The organism is Aliiroseovarius crassostreae (assembly GCF_049803815.1).
Taxonomy (GTDB): domain Bacteria; phylum Pseudomonadota; class Alphaproteobacteria; order Rhodobacterales; family Rhodobacteraceae; genus Aliiroseovarius; species Aliiroseovarius crassostreae_A.
This window is the reverse complement of the sequence record NZ_JBNAGI010000004.1, coordinates 51,085-70,001: the sequence shown is the minus strand read 5'-3', so window position 1 is coordinate 70,001 and position 18,917 is coordinate 51,085. Positions and strand designations below refer to the sequence as shown.

Sequence of the window (18,917 nt, the reverse complement as noted above, 5' to 3'; positions counted from 1 at the left end):
TCGGGGGGCCTTGATGAAAGCCCCCCAACGAGATTTTAGCAGGCGCCGGTGTAATATCCGCCTTTACCATCCGCGTAAGCGCATTGGTTCTTTTCGGCGTTTTTGGCAATCAGGTTGCCAGCAGCTGCACCGGCGACGGTGCCGATCACTTTCCAGTTAGAGTTCGCCCCCAACAGGTCAGCAAGGGCCAGACCCGCAACAGCCCCTGCTCCGGTGGCAACGACGCGTTGTTGGTTGTCCGGAAGGCGCTGGCACCCGGCCAGGCCCAGGCCGGCGGCCAGGGTCAGGATGATGAGTGGTTTATACATTTTGTCCTCACAAATGATTGATACCCAAAACTTTCCCGGCTTGCGCAATGACGTAAACCCTTCTTTTGCAAATTATGAATACGGGCGAAAATACGCGCAAAAAAGCGCCGATGCGGGTGGCATCGGCGCTGGAGGTGAGAACCCGTGCCGTATCCAGGGGCCGGGTCTCTCGGGGAGTTGGTTATTTTGACATCCGGTTGTCGATCAGGTCATCCACAACAGAGGGGTCCGCAAGGGTTGAGGTGTCCCCCAGCGCACCGAAATCGTTTTCGGCGATTTTGCGCAGGATGCGGCGCATGATTTTACCGGACCGTGTTTTCGGTAGACCTGGCGCCCACTGGATGTGGTCCGGGCTGGCGATCGGGCCAATTTCCTGCCGCACCCAGTTGCGCAGCTCTCCGCGCAGGTCATCGGTGTATTCTTCACCATCCATCAGGGTGACATAGCAGTAGATGCCCTGGCCCTTGATATCATGGGGAAAGCCGACCACGGCGGCCTCGGACACTTTTGGATGGGCCACCAAGGCGCTTTCCACCTCGGCGGTGCCCATACGGTGACCGGACACGTTGATCACGTCATCCACGCGTCCGGTGATCCAGTAATAGCCATCCGCATCGCGGCGACAGCCGTCGCCGGTGAAGTAATATCCTTTGTAATCAGCGAAATAGGTGGAGACGAAGCGATCATGGTCGCCATAGACCGACCGCATTTGCCCAGGCCAGCTGTCCTTCATGCAAAGCACACCTTCGGCCTCAACCTCGTGGATCTCTTCGCCGGATTGCGGGTCGAGGATCACCGGCTGAACCCCGAAAAACGGCGTGGTGGCTGACCCCGGTTTGGTGGCTGTGGCACCGGGCAGGGGGGTGAGCAGATGCCCGCCGGTCTCGGTCTGCCACCAGGTGTCCACAATGGGGCAGCTGCCTTTGCCCACCACCTCATTATACCAGTTCCAGGCCTCGGGGTTGATCGGTTCCCCGACAGTGCCCAGCACCTTCAGATCGCTAAGATCGTGTTGTTCCACAAACTCATTGCCACGCGCCATCAGGGCGCGGATCGCGGTGGGGGCGGTGTAGAACTGGTTGACCTTGTGCTTTTCGCACACGGCCCAGAAGCGCCCCGCGTCGGGGTAGGTGGGCACGCCTTCAAACATCAGCGTGGTCGCGCCATTCGCCAGCGGGCCATAGACGATATAGCTGTGCCCTGTGACCCAGCCCACATCGGCGGTACACCAATAGATGTCACCCTCGTGATAATCGAACACATATTCATGGGTCATCGCGGCCCAAAGCAGATAGCCGCCTGACGTGTGCAGCACGCCCTTGGGCTTTCCGGTGGAACCTGAGGTGTAGAGGATAAACAGCGGATCTTCTGCATTCATCGGTTCCGCCGGGCAATCGGCCGAGGCCTCAGCCATTTTCGCGGTATAGCTCACGTCGCGGCCGTCGACCATTTTCACGTCACCGCCGGTGCGTTCCACCACCAAAACCGGGGTCTTGCCCAGATCGCCATGGTCAAGGGCGGCGTCCACATTGGATTTCAGCGGCGTGTTGCGTCCACCGCGTGGGGCCTCGTCTGCTGTGACCACCAGCGACGCGCCGCAATCTTCGACGCGACTTGCCAATGCATCCGGCGAAAATCCCGCAAAAACAATGGAATGTACCGCGCCGATCCGCGCGCAGGCGAGCATGGCATAGGCCGCTTCGGGGATCATCGGCAGATAAAGCACCACGCGGTCGCCTTTGCCCACGCCAAGGTCTTTATACACATTGGCCAGCTTGCAAACGTTTTCATGCAGCTCGCGATAGGTGATGTGTTTGTCGATATTCGGATCATCAGATTCCCAGATGATCGCGGTTTGGTCTGCCCGTTTCGCCAGATGCCGGTCAATGCAGTTGGCGGCCACGTTCAGCTGGCCATCCTCAAACCATTTGATCGACACATCCGGGTGGGCAAAACTCACGTTTTTCATGACCGACGGCGTCTTGGCCCAATCCAGCCGGGTGGCATGTTCGCGCCAGAACGCATCGCTGTCTTGCACGCTGGCGGCGTACATGTCCTTGTATTTCGCCGCATCAATATGCGCAGTTGCGGCAAAATCGGCGGAGGGGGGATAGGTTGTGTCAGTCATGGCGCACCTCTTCCTGTCATCTTATGCGTGTGGTTCGGGCAGGGGACACCAGCGGGCCTCCCCTGTCCAGCACGAAATCGACGATTTGAACGGCCATATCCGGCGTCAGATCGCGAGGTATTCGTTCCGCAGTGCTTCGTTTTCCAGCACCTCGTCGGCGCTGCCATCATAGACCACGCTGCCGGTGTCCAGGATCACCGCCCGGTCAGCGAGTTGCAGGGCACGCACGGCATTTTGTTCTACGATCACCGTGGTGATGCCCTGTTCCTTGATGATGTTGAGCGTCTTTTCGATCTCGTCCACAATCACCGGGGCCAGCCCTTCATAGGGTTCATCCAGAAGCAACACCTTGATGTCACGCACCAAGGCGCGGGCAATGGCGAGCATCTGTTGTTCGCCGCCCGACAGCGTTGTGCCTTCCTGTTTGCGACGTTCTTTCAGGCGTGGGAAGAGTTCATAGACGCGATCCAATGACCAGCCGATGGGTTCGACGATCTGCGCCAGCTGCAGGTTTTCTTCCACCGTCAAACCCTGAATGATACAACGATCTTCCGGCACCAAGGCCATGCCCATCTGCGCCGCCTCATAGCTTTTGCGGTCATGCAGATGCTGGTGATCCAGCCAGATTTCACCATGCGTCAGCATCGGTTCATCCATCCGCGCAATGGCGCGCAGGGTCGAGGTTTTGCCCGCCCCGTTGCGGCCCAGAAGGGCGAGAATCTCGCCTTCGTGCACGTTGAAACTGATACCCTGCACAATATAGCTTTCACCATAATAGGCGTGCAGATCCCAGACCGAGAAATAGGCGGGGGCCGTGGCGGCATGGTTGCGGTTTTTCGAGAAATCCTTGCGCTTCACCTTGGGTTGTTCGCTCAGCAGGTTCTCATTCATTGACGAGTCAGCCATCATCCCCTCCTTATTGCTGCGTTTCACCCAGATAGGCTTCGCGCACCTTCGGGTTGTCTTTGATGTTTTGCGGCGTGTCCTCGACCAGCGGCGTGCCCTGGGCCAGAACGGTGATGCGATCAGCCAGCGAAAAGACCACGTGCATGTCATGTTCGATGATCGCCATGGTGATGTCGCGCTTTTCCTTGATCTCTTTCAGAAGATCGATCGTGTTGTTGGTGTCGGCGCGTGCCATGCCGGCAGTGGGTTCATCAAGCAGCAGCAGTTTCGGGTCCTGCACCAGACACATCGCCATTTCCAGCCGCCGTTTGTCGCCGCGTGACATGGACGAAGCCTGCATGTGCCGCTTGTCGATCATGTTCACGTCGATCAGCATCTGTTCGGCTTTCTCGACCAGCTCTTTCTCGTTGCCGACGCTTTCGAACGCATGCATCCGAAAGGCGCCGTCCCGTTTGGCGAAACAGGGGATCATCATGTTTTCCATCACATCAAGATCGCCAAAGATCTCGGGCGTTTGAAAGACGCGACTGACCCCCATCTGGGTGATTTCATGCGGGGTGCGCCCCAGCAGGGATTGCCCGTTAAAGAGCACCGACCCTTCATCGGGGATCAACTTGCCGACGAAGCAGTTCAGCAGCGTTGATTTGCCAGCCCCATTGGGGCCGATGATTGCGTGGACCGTCTGGTCTTCAACACTCAGGTTCACGTCCCCCAGCGCCTGAAGGCCCCCAAACCGTTTGCCCACGCCTTTGACTTCAAGAATTCCCATCTGTCCGTCTCCTCTTATTCGGCCACATGGGGCGCTTGTTTCGGGTGGTGTTCCGGGTCATCCGCGTCGTCACCGCCGCGGTTCTTGAACAGGTTCTTGATGCGTTGACCACCTTCGACAAGGCCACCGGGCAGGAAGATCACAACCAGCATAAAGAGCACGCCCGAGGTCATGTGCCAGCCTGAGCCCACGAAATGTTCCGCCACATAGATGACAAAGCTCTCCAACCCATCGGGCAGCCAGCCAAACCACTGATGCAAGACCTGCTCGTTGATCTTGGAGAAGATGTTTTCCATGTATTTGATCACACCTGCGCCCAGAACCGGGCCCATCATGGTGCCAACGCCGCCGAGGATGGTCATCAGAACCACTTCGCCCGACGCCGTCCACTGCATCCGTTCCGCACCGGCCAGCGGGTCCATCGACGCCATCAGACCCCCGGCCAGACCGGCATACATGCCCGAGATCACAAAAGCCGCGAGCGTGTAGGGGCGCGCGTTCAACCCGGTATAGTTCAGGCGTTGCTGGTTCGATTTGATCGCACGCAGCATCAGCCCAAAGGGCGAGCGGAAAATGCGCAGCGAGATGTAGAAGGCGATGATCGCGATCACAGCGCAGAAGTAATAGCCATTGTTGAAGGTGAACACCCAGTCGCCCAGGTTGATCTTCGACGATTGGTTCATCACGATCCCAAACAAATGCGGGCTGGTCGGTTCGGTCGCGCCCTGCAGGATCTGCGGATCGTCCGTGTAGACCTGAAGGCCGGTTTCCCCGTTGGTGATCGGGGTCAGCACCGAATAGGCCAGGTTGAACGACATCTGCGCAAAGGCCAGCGTCAGGATCGAGAAATAGATGCCCGAGCGCCGCAGGCTGACATAGCCGATGAGAAGCGCAAACAAGCCTGACATCACCACCGCCAGCGGCAAGCCCCAGATCACGTTGTAGTCGAGCAGCTTGTACATCCAGACCACAGAATAAGATCCGATCCCCAGAAAGGCCGCGTGACCGAAGGAGAGATAGCCGGTCAGGCCGAAAAGGATGTTAAAGCCAATGGCAAAGATGCCGAAGATTGCAAAGCGCTGCATCAGGTCCGGGTAGCCCGCGTTGAACTGGGCCAGCGCAGACCCTTCCGGGAAGGGTTGCAGCAGGATCGGGGTTGCCAGCGTCAGGAAGATGACGATCAGCAGGAATTTGGTATCGCGTTTATCAAGTCCAAGCATGGATCAGTCCTCCATCACGCCTTTGCGGCCCATCAGGCCCCGTGGGCGGGTGAGCAGAATAAGAATGGCAACCAGGTAGATGATGATCTGGTCGATGCCGGGGATCAGATCTTTGATCCAGTTCATCGAGGCAAAGCTTTCCAGAACGCCCAAAAGGAAGCCCGCGGCAACCGCGCCCCGCAGGCTGCCCATGCCACCAACAACAACCACAACAAAGCTCAGCACCAGGAAATCCATACCCATGTGATAATTGGGCGAGTTGATCGGCGCATACATCACGCCCGCAAGGCCCGCGACGGCGGCGGCGATGCCGAACATGATGGTGAAGCGACGGTCAATGTTGATGCCCAGAAGACCCACGGTTTCCCGGTCCGCCATGCCCGCGCGCACGACCATCCCGAAGGTGGTGAAATTGAGGAAGGCAAAGACGGCGGAAATCACGATGGCCGAGAAGGCAAAATAGACAAGGCGCCAGTAGGGATAGATGATCAGGTTCGGATCAAAGCCCAGCATCACGCCGAAATCCAGCGACCCCTTGAAGGCCGAGGGGGCCGAGGTGGGGATCGGGTTTGCGCCGTAATAATGCTTGATGATTTCCTGCATCACGATCGCCAGACCAAAGGTCACCAGGATCTGGTCCGCGTGCGGACGCTTGTAGAAATGCTTGATCAGCCCGCGTTCCATCGCCCAGCCGACAAACAGCATGATCGGGACGGAAAAGAGGATCGCCAGTGGCACCGACCAGTCGATGATCGAGGCGCCCATTTCGGGGCCAAACCAGCTTTCGACATATGGGGTTTTGACCTTCAGCGGATTGCCCAGGAAGTCCGTTCTTTCCGGATCGACCGTCTCGAAGCTGAGGCTAAAGATGCGTTGCAGGGTGACCGCGCAAAACGCGCCGATCATGAACAGTGCCCCGTGGGCAAAGTTCACGACACCCAAAGTGCCGAAGATAAGTGTAAGCCCAAGCGCGATCATCGCATAGGCCGAGCCCTTGTCGAGCCCGTTCAGGATCTGAAGAAGAATGCCGTCCATTTTCCCCACCGAATAGGTATGTGTGACGAGCCCGGTTGCGCGATTGCACCGGCCCCAAGGCCCCGCGCATCCGGAAATGCGCGGGGTGGATTGTGAGTGGTTACAGGGGGTTAACCTGCGTTACAGGCGCCCAGATTGCCGCCAGCAAACATCGGGTGCTCGGGATCATAGGTGACCTGAGCCGCCGGGGTGACTTCGACGATTTCCAGAAGGTCAAACTCAGAGGTCGGGTTGTCCTTGCCCTTCACAACCAGCACGTCCTTGAAGCACTGGTGGTCGTCGGCGCGGTAGATGGTCTTGCCATTGCCCAGACCGTCGAACTCGAACCCTTCCAGGGCTTCGGCCACGCCGCAGGGGTTGAAGGTGCCGGCCCGCTGACAGGCGTCAGCATAAAGCAGGGTCTGGCAGTAAACCGTGTGCGCGGCCTGCGACGGCGGGAAGCCATATTTGGTGCCGAACGACTTCACGAAGGCTTGCGACCCTTCATCGGTCAGCGACCAGTGCCAGTTGGTCGAGCCAAGGATGCCTTTGATGTTCTCACCAGCACCACGGGCCATCAGGCGCGAGAAGAGCGGCACAACGATCTCGAAGTTCTTGCCGTTCACCTGCTTTTCACGCAGGCCGAACTGAACCGCGTTGGTCAGCGAGTTCACCATGTTGCCGCCGTAGTGGTTCAGCACCAGCACGTCTGCATCGGTTTGCAGAACCGGGGTGATGTAGGACGAGAAGTCGGTGGCCGACAGCGGGGTTTTCACCGCGTTGACGGTTTCCCACCCCAGCGCCTCGGTGGCGGCGGTGATCGACGCTTCCTGCGTCCAGCCCCAGGTATAGTCAGCGGTCAGGTGATAGGCCTTGCGGTCAGCGCCGTAACGGGCCGCCAGCACCGGGGCGAGGGCCGCCCCGGACATATAGGCGTTAAAGAAGTGACGGAACCCGTTGGCTTTCTTATCCTTGCCGGTGGTGTCGTTGGAATGGGTCAGGCCCGCCATGAAGATCACGCCAGCTTCCTGACACAGACCCTGCACAGCAATCGCCACACCCGAGGACGACCCGCCGGTGATCATCACCGCGCCGTCTTTTTCGATCATCGATTTTGCCGAGGCGCGGGCAGCGTCTGATTTGGTCTGGGTATCGCCGGTCACGAACTCGACCTTCTTGCCCAGAATACCGTCGCCCTTCAGCTCTTTCGACGAGAAAGTGTTCAGCATCCCGCCGTCGCCTTCGCCGTTCAGGTGCTCGACCGCCAGCTGATAGGCGCGCAGCTCGTCTGCCCCCTCATCGGCATATGGCCCGGTTTGCGGCACGTTGAACCCCAAGGTGACGGACCCGCCGGTGGGTTCGTTGGTATAGGCTGCGGCCGAAGAAGCCGTGAAAATTGTCGGCAGTGCAACGCCGGCGCCGGCCACGGCGCTGGTTTTCAGCAGGCCCCGTCGTGTGAGGTGGCGCGTGGAATTCGAATTGGACATGTAATCCTCCCGTTTGGTCATTTTGGGTCAGTGCCTCCTCCGCACCGGCCCGCGTTCCTTATTTACAGAACATGTTCAGTGTAAGGCGCGTTGTGAAAATCGATCAACAAGTCCTTTTTAAATAAGGATTTATTTGTTAAGGTATGAACTGTGCATCTGCAGTAAGTGTAAAAACATTTTCTTGCGGGTGCAGAAAGTGTTTCAAAATCCTAGGAAATCACATGGCGCAATCCCGCCTGACCGGCAGCCGCATCCGCGAAAGACGTCTGTATTTGGGCCTGAAACAGGCCGCTTTGGCCCGAGATGTCGGAATTTCCGCCGCGTATCTCAATCTGATTGAGCATAATCGCCGCAGAATCGGCGGAAAGCTCCTCAATGACCTCGCGCGCGCGCTTGAGGTGGATCCGGTGCAGTTGACCGAGGGGGCGGAAGATGCGCTGGTGGGCAGTTTGCGCGATGCCGCCGGGCGCGTGCCGCAGGCCGGGGCAGAGGTGGACAAGGTCGAGGAGCTGGCGGGCCGTTTCCCCGGTTGGACCGGCCTGGTTGCCGCCCAACATCGGCGCATTGAAGAGCTTGAACACACCGTCGAAACCCTAAGCGACCGGCTGGCCCATGATCCGCAGCTTGCCGCCAGCCTGCACGAGGTGATTTCAACCGTGACCGCCATTCGCTCCACCGCGTCGATCCTGTCGGACGGTGCGGATATCGACCCCGAATGGCAGGTGCGGTTTTTGCGGAACATGCGCGAAGAAAGCCGCCGCCTGTCTTCCTCTGCGCAGGGGTTGGTGGATTATCTGGATGCAGGGACGGAACTCGACACCGCTCCGCTGGTGCCTCACGAAGAAATGCTCGCGTTTCTGGATGCCCACGGCCATCACTTTCCGGCGCTGGAGGCCCCGGATGCAGATGCCGAAGCGCAGATAGCAGAGATGGTAAACGGGGCGGCTGCGTTGCAGACGGCCGAAGCGCGCTCAATCACCCGGGACTGGCTGCGCCGTTATGCCGAGGATGCAACGGCCTTGCCGATGGGGGAATTCGCAGCCGCATGGGAGCAGTCCCCGGGGGATGTTGCCCTGCTGGTCCAGAGGTTCCCCCAGCCGATTGCCCGGATCCTGCGCCGCGTGGCGAGCCTGCGGGTGGGCGAAGAGGGCGCGCGCGTGAAGTGTGGTTTGCTGGTCTGTGACGGGTCCGGGGCGATCACTGCACGCCAACCGGTGGCGGGCTTCGCCTTGCCGCGCTTTGGCGCTGGATGCCCGCTTTGGCCGCTGTATCACGCCCTGGCCCACCCGGGCGCACCGGTCTCCGGTCTGGTCGAAATGGGCGTACGCAATCCGCGCCGCTTCCGTTGTCTTGCCATCTCTTCTCAGGTTGGGGTTGCGCATTTTGACGTGCCCCCGCTCTATGAGGCCACGATGTTGATCCTGCCAGAAGATGAAGCCGCGCCTTTTGATGGGGCGGCGGTGCGGGTAGGCTCATCATGCCGGGTTTGCCCGCAGTCGAGATGCGATGCCCGGCGTGAGCCTTCCATCTTGTCAGGCCAGTAGGTCCCGCGCGTGTTCCAGCCACGTCAATAGTTTTGACATGGGCCAAGGATTTTCACATATTCGGTCTTGCGGAGGGCATAGATCGTCCGTTGGGGAGGATATATGACACAAATGACGGGGCAGCGATCTGATCACGCCAAGGTCCGGGCCGCAGATGATGGCATCACCTCGGGCACTGCGCGGCCTTCGGGGCGGCAGGTTCTGGTGATTGAAGACGAACCGAATATCATCGAGGCCATCAGTTTTATTCTCAGCCGCGATGGTTGGATTGTGAACACGCATACCAATGGGGAAACCGCCGTGGAAGCCGTGCATAAATTCGAACCGGATGCGCTGATCCTTGATGTGATGCTGCCGGGACGGTCCGGATATGACATTTTGCAAGAACTGCGCGCGGATGAGGCCACGCGCCAGATCCCGGTGTTGATGCTGACCGCACGTGGGCAGAAAAATGACCGCGAGCTGGCCGAGCGGCTTGGCGTAAACAAGTTTATGACCAAACCCTTTTCCAATGCTGAAGTGCTTGAGAGCCTGCGCCAGATTGTGGGCGCGTGACGCGTAGTATGGCCTTGTCACGTGAACCCCTGTTCCTCGCGCGGCAAAACTATCGCCGCCGCCGGATCGCCGATGCGGCGCGGGCGCTGCCCATGATCGGGGTTGTTCTGTTCATGATCCCACTTCTCTCTGCCGGGCAGGGGCGCAATGACACGGGTGGGTGGCTGGTTTACGTGTTTCTGGCCTGGTTTGGACTGATCGTGATTGCCGCCATTTTGTCGCGCGGGTTGGGACGGGCCAGCGAGACACCGGAAGATGAGCTGCCGCCGACAGCCCGTGAGGACCGACCCTGATGGGGTTGTCCTTCAATATTCTGGTCCTCGTCTGTCTGCTTTACGTGATCTTCCTGTTTGTGGTGGCGTTTGGGGCTGATAAACGGGCGCGCAGCGGTGGGGCAAGCTGGTTGCGAAACCCCTTGGTCTATACGCTGTCCCTGTCGGTTTATTGCACAGCCTGGACGTTTTATGGCGCCGTGGGCTACGCCGCGCGGTCGGGGTTGGAATATGTAACGATCTATCTGGGGCCAACCCTGGTCATGATCGGCTGGTGGGGCCTGTTGCGCAAACTGGTGCGGATCGGGCGCGCGCAGAGGGTGACCTCCATCGCCGACCTGATTTCCTCGCGCTATGGCAAGTCAAACGTGCTGGGGGTGCTGGTCACGCTGCTGGCTGTTGTCGGGACCACCCCATATATTGCGCTGCAACTTCAATCCGTGACCCTGTCTTTTGCGGTGTTTGCCGAACAGGGCGGTCGTGATTGGGCCGGCGGGGACTGGACCAGGGGGTTACAGCCGGTAGACCTGTCTGCAACCGCCCTTTGGGTGGCGATTGGCCTGGCGTTGTTCACGGTCCTCTTCGGGACACGCAATCTGGATGCCAACGAACGTCACAATGGCGTGGTCACGGCCATTGCGGTTGAGGCCATCGTGAAGCTGGTGGCGCTTTTGGCCGTGGGCGCCTTTGTCATCTGGGGCGTGGCCGGTGGGGTTGGGGGCATCGCCGCGATGATCTCTGACAGCAAAATCTCGACCTGGACCATTGATCCCGGGCGTTGGACCGGCCTGACCTTCCTGTCCGCGGCGGCCTTTTTGACCTTGCCGCGCATGTTTCAGGTGCTGGTGGTGGAAAATGTGGATGAGGGGCAATTGGCCACGGCCTCCTGGGCCTTTCCCGCCTATCTGCTGCTGATGAGCCTCTTTGTGGTGCCGATTGCAGCCGCGGGGCTGTCGGTGCTTCCAGACACGGCCAACCCCGATCTTTTCGTTCTGACACTGCCCCTGCATTACGAACAACAGGGCCTGGCAATGCTGTCCTTTCTGGGCGGGTTCAGTTCTGCCACCTCGATGGTGATTGTGGCCTCCATTGCCTTGTCGACGATGGTTTCAAACCACATTGTTATGCCCATTTGGCTGTCTGTCCGCCGCGGGAGCGAGGCAACGGTTTCGGGCGATGTGCGCCATCTGGTCCTGTCCGCCCGTCGCCTGTCCATCGGGGCGGTGCTGCTCTTGGGGTATTTCTACTACCAGTTTTCGGGCGGGGGCGAAGCCCTGGCCGCCATCGGGCTGATCTCATTTGTGGGCGTCTCTCAGGTGCTTCCCGCGCTTCTGGGCGGCATTTTGTGGCGCGGTGCCTCGCGTCGGGGGGCTGCCGCCGGCCTGATTGTGGGCTTTGTGGTCTGGGCGTATACGCTCTTTTTGCCGAGTTTTGGGGATGCCGGGATCATGAGCGCGCGGATGCTGGTGGATGGCCCGTGGCAAATCGAATGGCTGCGCCCCCGTGCATTGTTCGGCCTTGGGGGGATGGATCCGGTGGTGCATGCGTTCTTCTGGTCGATGCTCCTGAACAGCCTCGCATTTGTTCTGGTTTCCATGACATCTTTCCCATCCCCACTGGAGCGCCTTCAGGGCGCGCAGTTTGTGAACGTGTTTGAACATTCCGCAGGCGCCCCAAGCTGGGCCCGCGGCGGGGCCGAAGCCGAGGATCTATTGATCATGGCGCAGCGGATCATGGGCCCGGATGAGGCGCAATCCTTGTTTCGCAAACAAGCCGCGGCCCAGGGTAAGGAAGGGTTCTTGCCCGATACGACACCGGATTTCATCGCCCGTTTGGAACGCGAATTGTCCGGGTCGGTGGGGGCGGCCACAGCCCATGCTATGGTGGGGCAGATTGTCGGAGGGGCCTCGGTTTCCGTGGGTGACCTGATGGCCGTGGCCGATGAAACGCAGCAGATGCTGGAATACTCGTCGCAACTTGAAATCAAACAATCGGAACTGACCACCACCGCGCGTCGCCTGTCCGAGGTGAATGAAAAGCTGACCCAATTGTCGATCCAGAAAGATGCGTTTCTCAGCCAGATCAGTCACGAATTGCGCACCCCGATGACCTCGATCCGCGCCTTTTCCGAGATTTTGCGCGAAGGCGGGTTAGATGAGGCAGGGCAGGAAAAATACGCTGACATCATTCATGGGGAAGCGGTGCGTTTGACCCGGCTTCTGGATGACCTCCTGGATCTCAGCGTGCTGGAAAACGGACAGGTGCAGCTCAACCCGCAACGTGAAAGTCTGGCAAGGGTTCTGGATCGTGCGGTGGCGGCCACCAATTCCTTGGCGTCAGAGCAGTTTTCGATCCGTCGCGTTCCGGAGTCCGAGAAGATCATGCTGCATACCGACACCGACCGGTTGGCGCAGGTCTTCATCAACCTGATTGCAAATGCAGCCAAATATTGCGACGCGGCGAAACCGGATCTGAACATCAGAGTGTCGGTAAAGTCGGATATGTTGCGCGTGGATTTTGTGGATAACGGGTCCGGTGTGCCAGAGGAAAGTCAGGCGATGATTTTTGAGAAATTCTATCGCCTGTCTGATCAGAAAGCGGCGGGTGGGGCTGGGCTTGGCCTGGCGATCTGCCGTGAAATTATGGACAAACTGGGCGGATCTCTCAGCTATTTGCCGGGCCAGGGGGGCGGTGCCTTTCGGGTTGCCCTGCCGCGAAACGGAGAATTTGCCTGAAACCCGGGTTAAAATTTGCGATTTCAACCATTTGTAAACCTTGTCTTGGCACTTCTGGATCAGGATTGTCAGGCAAGAGATATGAGTGATCGGGACCCCAAAAGCGTAAAGCGCCGTCTTGCAGGCGAAGGTCGTCCACCCCCGGAAATCGGGCGGGTGACGCCCGAACTCGCGCTTCGGATCGCGTTGGCGCGGGCCTGCGAGGATTGTTTGTCGCTGGAGGCATTTGCCAAATCGGTCGAGATGCGGCGCGCCGTGGTGACTTCGCTGGTCGAGGAGCTGCCGGACCATGCGCTGATTGCCTTGCTGGCCGGACCCGGAAACCGGTTTGGGCTTGCGATCATGGATGGCCAGATGTTGGCGGGCGTCATTGAAAAACAGACCACCGGGCGCGTGGTGCCAAAACCCGTGGAAGGGCGCCCCCCCACGCGCACAGATGCCGTGATGTGCACTGATATCCTGAATGCCATTCTGAAGTGTTTCCAGGCCGAAGGAGATGAGGCCGCCTTGTCCCTGACCCCAACTTGGGAGGGGTTTGAATATGTGCTCCCGCTAGAGGATGCGCGCGCCATTCAGATGACGCTGGAAGATATTCCCTATCGCGTGTTCGAAGCGGTGCTCGATCTGGAAAAAGGGGCGAAAGAAGGGCGGATTTTATTCGTCTTTCCGCATGACCCGCCGCGCGTTACACCCGTGAACAAGGATGGGGATGACGCCTCCAACGCCGGTGTTTTGACTGAAATTGTGCAAGATACACAGCTGGAAATGGAGGCCGTGATCCATCGGCTGGATCTTGCATTGTCCGATGTGACCAGTCTGGAGGTGGGCAGTCTTGTGCCCGTCCCGCGCGAGGCCATCGTTCAAATCGCCCTTGAAGATATCGACGGCAAACGGGTTTGCTTCGGACGATTGGGGGCACAGACCGGGAACCGGGCCATTCGGCTGAACCTGTCTGACACGCCGGATGAACTCGATATCCCCCCGGCCGCAACCGGGACAGCGGGTCCGCCCGCAATGCCCGCTTCGCCCATGGGCCTGGACACAGAGCCAGCGATGGGCGGGTTGGATGAGGGGCCCGATGACATGCCATCAGGCCTGCCGCCGCTGGACGGCCTGCCGGACCTGCCCGCGATGGATGAAGAGGTGCCAACGATGGGAGAGCTGCCGCCACTCGACGGGCTGGGGGATCTTCCAGACATGCCAGACCTTCCAGACCTTCCAGACCTGCCGGACTTGCCCGCTCTGGACCCGGCGCAGTAGCACGGACATTGGGGTGAACGGGCGCACAAACTTCACGTTTGACTTGTGTCAAAGCCAATTTTCTGTCGGAATGTCAGCATCCTGACGAAAGGAGACACGCGATGACCGACACCGCAAAATTCCGGAAGATCCTTGAGGATCGCCTGAAGGAACTTGATGTTCGTTTGCATGAAATCGAGGATGAACTGGACAGTCACCAATCGAAAGACTGGGAAGAGCTTGCCGTTGAACGCGAAGAAGATGAGGTGCTTGAAGGATTGGGCACGTCCGGTCAGGAAGAGATCGTAAAAATCCAAGCCGCATTGGGCCGCATGGATGATGGCGAATTTGGATTTTGCGTGAAATGTGGCGATGAGATTTCAGAAGAGCGGCTGGAAGTTGTTCCCCATACCCCATTTTGCCGAAAATGCGCCTGAGCTGTGTTGCGGGGCCACTTTATGGTTCTGATGCCAACAGGTTCCCGGCTGTTGTATTTGTGACCGAGCGGTCGGGAAAACTTCGTGACATGTCCTGCTGACCATTGACAAGCCCAAGGTGACGTCGCTTTTTGGGGAGAAGAGACCAAGGAGGGGATTATGAGCGACGTGGTGAGCTGTGAAATCGATGATGGGGTGGCAATCCTGACCATCAACAACCCGCCGGTCAATGCGCTCAGCCACGCCGTTCGACAAGGCCTTTGGGACACTCTGAGCGACATCGAGGCAAACCCTGAGATCAAGGCCGTGGTGTTGCGCGCGGAGGGGCGGACATTCCCCGCAGGGGCGGACGTGCGCGAGTTTGGCAAACCACGAAAGGCCCCGATTCTGTCAGAGGTCTGTGACCGACTGGAAGCACTGAACATACCGGTTTTTGCCGAAATTCAGGGCACCGCGTTGGGGGGCGGGTTTGAACTCGCCCTCGCCAGCCACTATCGTATCGCCGACAAATCCGCCCGCTTGGGCCTGCCCGAAGTGGGGTTGGGCGTGCTTCCCGGGGGGGGCGGCACGCAACGCTTGCCGCGTTTGGTCGGAGCAGAGCGGGCCCTGGACATGATCCTGACAGGCAAACCGATCACGGCCCCCGCCGCCGAAGTTCTTGGTTTGATTGATAAAGCCGTGAACAAAAACCTGCATCAGGCGGCCATGGGATCGGCGCGTAACCTGATTGAACACCGGGCCGGGCCCCGGCCCAGCCGAGATCAGATCGCCGGGTTGAAAGATGGGCCCGCTTTTGTGGCGGCGATTGCGAAAGCCCGCAAAGCCAATGAAAATGCAGTGATGCCCAATAAGCCGCGGATTGTGGATTGCGTCGAAGCCGCCTTGCTTTTGCCCTTTGACGCCGGGATCGCCATGGAACGTCAGGCCTTTGATGAATGCGAAACCGGCCCCGAGGCAGAGGCGCTGCGCCATGCCTTTTTTGCAGAACGTCGTGCGGCAAAGGTGCCCGAGTTGGAAGGCGCCAACCTGCGCGAGGTCAATCGCATCGGCGTCGTGGGCGCCGGGACGATGGGCGCGGGGATCGCCATCTCCTGTCTGGATGCCGGGTTCCCCGTCGTGCTGGTGGAACGCAACGACGAGGGGCTTGCCGCCGGGCGCGCCAAGATCGTGACCAATTATGAACGTTCCGTCGCCAAGGGGCGGATTGACCAATCGGTTATGGATGCGCGGATGGGGCAGTTGACCGGCACCACCGACATGCAGGATCTGCAGGACGTGGATCTGGTCATCGAAGCCGTATTCGAAGACGACCAGGTCAAGCGGGATGTCTTTCAGCAGCTCGATCAGGTGATGCGCCCCGGTGCAATCCTGGCGACCAATACGTCCTATCTTGATATCAACGCGCTGGCCGACACCATTTCGCGCCCCGAAGATGTGGTCGGCTATCACTTCTTTTCGCCCGCCCATATCATGAAGCTTTTGGAAATTGTGGTGGCGGACAAGACGCACAAAGACGTTGTCGCCACCGGATTTCAGCTGGCCAAGAAGCTGCGAAAAGTCCCGGTGCGGGCAGGGGTTGCGGATGGGTTCATTGGCAATCGGATCCTCGCCGCCTATCGGTTGGCCGCGGATTTCATGCTGGAAGACGGGGCCTCCCCGGCCGAGATTGACGGTGCGATGCGCAAGTTCGGCTTTCCGATTGGCCCGTATCAGGTGCTCGACATGGCGGGGCTGGATATTTCCTGGGCGCGGCGCAAGCGGTTGGCGGCGACGCGTGACCCGAACGAACGGTACGTGGCGATCGGCGACAAGATCTGCGAGCTGGGATGGTTCGGGCAAAAGGCCGGGCGCGGGTATTACATTTATGGTGGCGAGGATGGCCCCATTGAAAACCCGGATGTTTTGTCGATCATCGCCCAGGAACGCGCGGTCAAGGATATCCGCCCGAGATCGTTCTCGGAAGACGAAATCCAGATGCGTTGCCTGGCTGCCATGGCCAATGAAGGCGCGCGCCTTTTGGACGAAGGTGTCGCGCTGCGCCCCTCAGATATCGATGTGGTGGAGCTCTTTGGCTATGGGTTCCCGCGCCATCGTGGCGGGCCGATGATGTGGGCCGATCAGACCGGGCTTTTGGCGGTGGAAAACGCGCTGAAATCCTATCAGCCCGAGGAAGAGAAATTCTGGAGCCCCAGCCCGCTTTTTGCCGAACTGATCAAGAACGGGCGGCATTTCTCGGATTTGAACGAGGGGTAGGGGTGCCGTGCCCCCAACGTGTCACGACAGGGATATGCCCAGGATCACGCACATCAGGCCCAGCACTGACAGGGCCAATGCGCCCATGTTCAATACCATCGCTTTTTGAACACGCGCGCGTAATTCGGCATCCTCAAGACCTGCGCGTTTGGCTTTCATCACCTTCAACGCGCTGGTCACCAGCCCAATCAGCCCGATAAAGGACACGACGGCCCCGATGATGATCAGCCATTCCATCTTCATACCTCATCACTTTAAAGCGTTTCGGGATAAACCTGAGACACATGTTTATTCGGAAACGCCCACGATATTGATATCTCTTGCTGCGTTTCGGCTTTTCTCTTTCTGTGATTAATGTCGAAACGCTTTAGGTGGCAATGCGCCTAACCTGCATGGCGCATGTGCGCAACCCCTTGAAGGGCCGCGCGCTTATCGGTACTCATGGCGGCCAACGACATTCAGAACACAATTCAGACGCCCGCGCGGCGCGATGAGGACAGTATGGACGACTATAATCCTGACGCGAGCTATCGTGTGACCGCCGACGAACTTCGCCAGTTTATCGAACGTTTCGAGCGGCTTGAGCTGGAAAAGAAAGACATTGCCGAGCAGCAGAAAGAGGTGATGGCCGAGGCCAAGGGGCGTGGCTATGACACCAAGGTGATGCGCAAGGTCATTGCGCTGCGCAAGCGGGATAAGGATGACATTGCCGAAGAAGAAGCGGTTCTGGAAATGTACAAGGAAGCGTTGGGCATGTCGTAAGCCCGGGGCAATACTCCCCAATAAAGAGCGCGAGACCCAAACGGTCCCGCGCTTTTTTTGTGCAGGGTGCGCGCCTGACGGGGTGTTTTCGGCAAGCCGGGTTTCCAAAACGCAACCGGATCTTCGTATTTTTGCCCGGAATGTGCCTATTCTGATCAGATATGACCAAATTCTTGCTGTTGCGGCAGGGGAAATTGTATATGCAACAGCAACGCTTACTCACGGAGAAGACCCCGTTGCTTGATCTATCGCTCGTTCGCTCCACGCTCGCCAGCCAGTATGACCTTGCGCCGTCCCCGGATCTGGCCGCCTCGATGGCCGATATCTATGGCCGGATGGACCGGGTAATTTCCCCGGCGGATTGGGCGATTTATGCGCCCTATGTCAAAGCCATCAACGACCTGAAGAAAACCCGCAACGCGGTTATTCTGGGTCACAATTATATGACGCCCGAAATTTTTCACGGCGTGTCGGATTTTGTCGGGGACAGCCTGCAATTGGCGATGAAAGCGACCGAGGTCGAGGCGGATGTGATCGTGCAGGCCGGTGTGCATTTCATGGCGGAGACGTCGAAAATCCTCAGCCCGGAAAAGACGGTGCTGATGCCTGACATGCAGGCAGGGTGTTCGCTGGCCGAAAGCATCACGGCAGATGGCATTGAAGAAATGCGCGCCAAATACCCCGGCGCCCCTGTGGTGTCTTACGTGAACACCACCGCAGAAGTGAAAGCCGCATCCGACATTTGCTGCACCTCGTCCAACGCCGTTCAGATCGTGAACGCGATGGAGAGCGACACGGTGATCATGACGCCCGATCAGTACCTGGCGCAAAATGTGGCCAATGAGGCCGATAAAAACGTGGTCTATTGGCCCGGATCCTGCATCGTGCATGAACAATACACGCCGCAAGACCTGCGTGATTTCCGCGAATGGAACCCGGACACCCGGCTGATTGCCCACCCGGAATGCCCGCCCGATGTGGTGGCCGAGGCTGACTTCTCTGGCTCGACCAGCGGGATCATCAAATATGTGACCGACGAAAAGCCCGCCCAGGCGATGCTGATCACCGAATGTTCGATGGCGTCGAATATCGCGGATGAATTGCCCGAGGTGGATTTCATCGGCCCCTGCAATATGTGCCCCTACATGAAGAAAATCTCGTTGGAGAAAATCCTCTACGTGCTGCACACGATGGAAAATCAGGTTGAGGTCGAGGAAGAGATTGCCGCAAAGGCACGCCTGTCGGTGCAGCGCATGATCGACCTGTCGAAGAAACTGGGCCTCTGATC

General features: G+C 58.9%; 17 protein-coding genes. 9 read left to right on the top strand and 8 right to left on the bottom strand.

Going from position 1 to position 18,917, the window contains the following annotated elements:
* Positions 1-35: 35 nt before the first annotated feature.
* The 7 genes from ACP15V_RS11910 to ACP15V_RS11880 all read right to left on the bottom strand — a co-directional run bounded on the left by ACP15V_RS11910 (position 36) and on the right by ACP15V_RS11880 (position 7,832).
* Entirely contained in the window at positions 36-308 is a 273-nt protein-coding gene (locus ACP15V_RS11910) for a glycine zipper 2TM domain-containing protein (protein WP_424943922.1), read from the bottom strand.
* A 181-nt stretch (positions 309-489) separates the two neighbouring features.
* A complete protein-coding gene (acs, locus tag ACP15V_RS11905) occupies positions 490-2,436 on the bottom strand; it encodes an acetate--CoA ligase (RefSeq protein WP_424943921.1) in 1,947 nt (648 codons plus the stop codon).
* Between the two features lie 105 nt (positions 2,437-2,541).
* The gene (locus ACP15V_RS11900; protein ID WP_424944136.1) at positions 2,542-3,327 is read right to left on the bottom strand and encodes an ABC transporter ATP-binding protein; all 786 of its coding nucleotides are present in this window, start codon (positions 3,325-3,327) and stop codon (positions 2,542-2,544) included.
* 25 nt (positions 3,328-3,352) lie between these two features.
* Positions 3,353-4,111, bottom strand: a complete 759-nt coding sequence (locus ACP15V_RS11895) for an ABC transporter ATP-binding protein (protein ID WP_424943920.1) — start codon at positions 4,109-4,111, stop codon at positions 3,353-3,355.
* Positions 4,112-4,125: 14 nt separating this feature from the next.
* Complete coding sequence (locus ACP15V_RS11890; protein ID WP_424943919.1) at positions 4,126-5,331, bottom strand: branched-chain amino acid ABC transporter permease; 1,206 nt, start codon at positions 5,329-5,331, stop codon at positions 4,126-4,128.
* Between the two features lie 3 nt (positions 5,332-5,334).
* Entirely contained in the window at positions 5,335-6,366 is a 1,032-nt protein-coding gene (locus tag ACP15V_RS11885; protein ID WP_424943918.1) for a branched-chain amino acid ABC transporter permease, read from the bottom strand.
* A 110-nt stretch (positions 6,367-6,476) separates the two neighbouring features.
* Positions 6,477-7,832, bottom strand: a complete 1,356-nt coding sequence (locus ACP15V_RS11880) for an ABC transporter substrate-binding protein (RefSeq protein WP_424943917.1) — start codon at positions 7,830-7,832, stop codon at positions 6,477-6,479.
* A gap of 221 nt (positions 7,833-8,053) precedes the next feature.
* Here ACP15V_RS11880 and ACP15V_RS11875 point away from each other — a divergent pair, with 221 nt between their 5' ends.
* The 7 genes from ACP15V_RS11875 (at position 8,054) to ACP15V_RS11845 (ending at position 16,867) form a co-directional block, all read left to right on the top strand.
* Complete coding sequence (locus ACP15V_RS11875; RefSeq protein WP_424943916.1) at positions 8,054-9,376, top strand: short-chain fatty acyl-CoA regulator family protein; 1,323 nt, start codon at positions 8,054-8,056, stop codon at positions 9,374-9,376.
* Positions 9,377-9,487: 111 nt separating this feature from the next.
* Positions 9,488-9,931, top strand: coding sequence for a response regulator transcription factor (locus ACP15V_RS11870; RefSeq protein WP_424944135.1), 444 nt, complete (start codon positions 9,488-9,490; stop codon positions 9,929-9,931).
* Positions 9,928-10,224 (top strand): hypothetical protein, encoded by a 297-nt coding sequence (locus tag ACP15V_RS11865; protein ID WP_424943915.1) that lies wholly within the window; start codon positions 9,928-9,930, stop codon positions 10,222-10,224. Before ACP15V_RS11870 ends, ACP15V_RS11865 begins: the two co-directional genes overlap by 4 nt.
* A 5-nt stretch (positions 10,225-10,229) precedes the next feature.
* A complete protein-coding gene (locus tag ACP15V_RS11860; protein ID WP_424944134.1) occupies positions 10,230-12,938 on the top strand; it encodes an ATP-binding protein in 2,709 nt (902 codons plus the stop codon).
* Between the two features lie 81 nt (positions 12,939-13,019).
* The gene (locus ACP15V_RS11855; RefSeq protein ID WP_424943914.1) at positions 13,020-14,198 is read left to right on the top strand and encodes a FliM/FliN family flagellar motor switch protein; all 1,179 of its coding nucleotides are present in this window, start codon (positions 13,020-13,022) and stop codon (positions 14,196-14,198) included.
* Positions 14,199-14,299: 101 nt separating this feature from the next.
* Positions 14,300-14,614, top strand: a complete 315-nt coding sequence (locus ACP15V_RS11850) for a TraR/DksA family transcriptional regulator (protein ID WP_424943913.1) — start codon at positions 14,300-14,302, stop codon at positions 14,612-14,614.
* 159 nt (positions 14,615-14,773) lie between these two features.
* Entirely contained in the window at positions 14,774-16,867 is a 2,094-nt protein-coding gene (locus tag ACP15V_RS11845) for a 3-hydroxyacyl-CoA dehydrogenase NAD-binding domain-containing protein (RefSeq protein WP_424943912.1), read from the top strand.
* Positions 16,868-16,888: 21 nt separating this feature from the next.
* On the opposite strand, the gene ACP15V_RS11840 is transcribed toward ACP15V_RS11845, so the two are convergent.
* Complete coding sequence (locus ACP15V_RS11840) at positions 16,889-17,104, bottom strand: hypothetical protein (RefSeq protein WP_424943911.1); 216 nt, start codon at positions 17,102-17,104, stop codon at positions 16,889-16,891.
* A gap of 264 nt (positions 17,105-17,368) precedes the next feature.
* On the opposite strand from ACP15V_RS11840, the gene ACP15V_RS11835 reads away from it, so the two are divergent.
* Positions 17,369-17,629: a DUF2312 domain-containing protein gene (locus tag ACP15V_RS11835; protein WP_424944133.1), complete on the top strand. Its 261-nt coding sequence runs from the start codon at positions 17,369-17,371 to the stop codon at positions 17,627-17,629.
* Positions 17,630-17,829: 200 nt separating this feature from the next.
* Positions 17,830-18,915 carry a quinolinate synthase NadA gene (nadA, locus tag ACP15V_RS11830; protein ID WP_424944132.1) on the top strand — a complete coding sequence of 362 codons (1,086 nt, stop codon included), beginning with the start codon at positions 17,830-17,832 and terminating at the stop codon, positions 18,913-18,915.
* Positions 18,916-18,917: the final 2 nt, after the last annotated feature.

What these genes read in the sequence shown, in the direction of transcription:
- ACP15V_RS11910 (WP_424943922.1), bottom strand. Translation starts at nt 308, where the DNA reads ATGTATAAACCACTCATCATCCTGACCCTGGCCGCCGGCCTGGGCCTG.
- ACP15V_RS11880 (WP_424943917.1), bottom strand. Translation starts at nt 7,832, where the DNA reads ATGTCCAATTCGAATTCCACGCGCCACCTCACACGACGGGGCCTGCTG.
- ACP15V_RS11890 (WP_424943919.1), bottom strand. Translation starts at nt 5,331, where the DNA reads ATGCTTGGACTTGATAAACGCGATACCAAATTCCTGCTGATCGTCATC.
- ACP15V_RS11845 (WP_424943912.1), top strand. Translation starts at nt 14,774, where the DNA reads ATGAGCGACGTGGTGAGCTGTGAAATCGATGATGGGGTGGCAATCCTG.
- ACP15V_RS11895 (WP_424943920.1), bottom strand. Translation starts at nt 4,111, where the DNA reads ATGGGAATTCTTGAAGTCAAAGGCGTGGGCAAACGGTTTGGGGGCCTT.
- ACP15V_RS11835 (WP_424944133.1), top strand. Translation starts at nt 17,369, where the DNA reads ATGGACGACTATAATCCTGACGCGAGCTATCGTGTGACCGCCGACGAA.
- ACP15V_RS11870 (WP_424944135.1), top strand. Translation starts at nt 9,488, where the DNA reads ATGACGGGGCAGCGATCTGATCACGCCAAGGTCCGGGCCGCAGATGAT.
- ACP15V_RS11885 (WP_424943918.1), bottom strand. Translation starts at nt 6,366, where the DNA reads ATGGACGGCATTCTTCTTCAGATCCTGAACGGGCTCGACAAGGGCTCG.
- ACP15V_RS11900 (WP_424944136.1), bottom strand. Translation starts at nt 3,327, where the DNA reads ATGAATGAGAACCTGCTGAGCGAACAACCCAAGGTGAAGCGCAAGGAT.
- nadA (WP_424944132.1), top strand. Translation starts at nt 17,830, where the DNA reads ATGCAACAGCAACGCTTACTCACGGAGAAGACCCCGTTGCTTGATCTA.
- ACP15V_RS11840 (WP_424943911.1), bottom strand. Translation starts at nt 17,104, where the DNA reads ATGGAATGGCTGATCATCATCGGGGCCGTCGTGTCCTTTATCGGGCTG.
- ACP15V_RS11850 (WP_424943913.1), top strand. Translation starts at nt 14,300, where the DNA reads ATGACCGACACCGCAAAATTCCGGAAGATCCTTGAGGATCGCCTGAAG.
- ACP15V_RS11855 (WP_424943914.1), top strand. Translation starts at nt 13,020, where the DNA reads ATGAGTGATCGGGACCCCAAAAGCGTAAAGCGCCGTCTTGCAGGCGAA.
- acs (WP_424943921.1), bottom strand. Translation starts at nt 2,436, where the DNA reads ATGACTGACACAACCTATCCCCCCTCCGCCGATTTTGCCGCAACTGCG.
- ACP15V_RS11875 (WP_424943916.1), top strand. Translation starts at nt 8,054, where the DNA reads ATGGCGCAATCCCGCCTGACCGGCAGCCGCATCCGCGAAAGACGTCTG.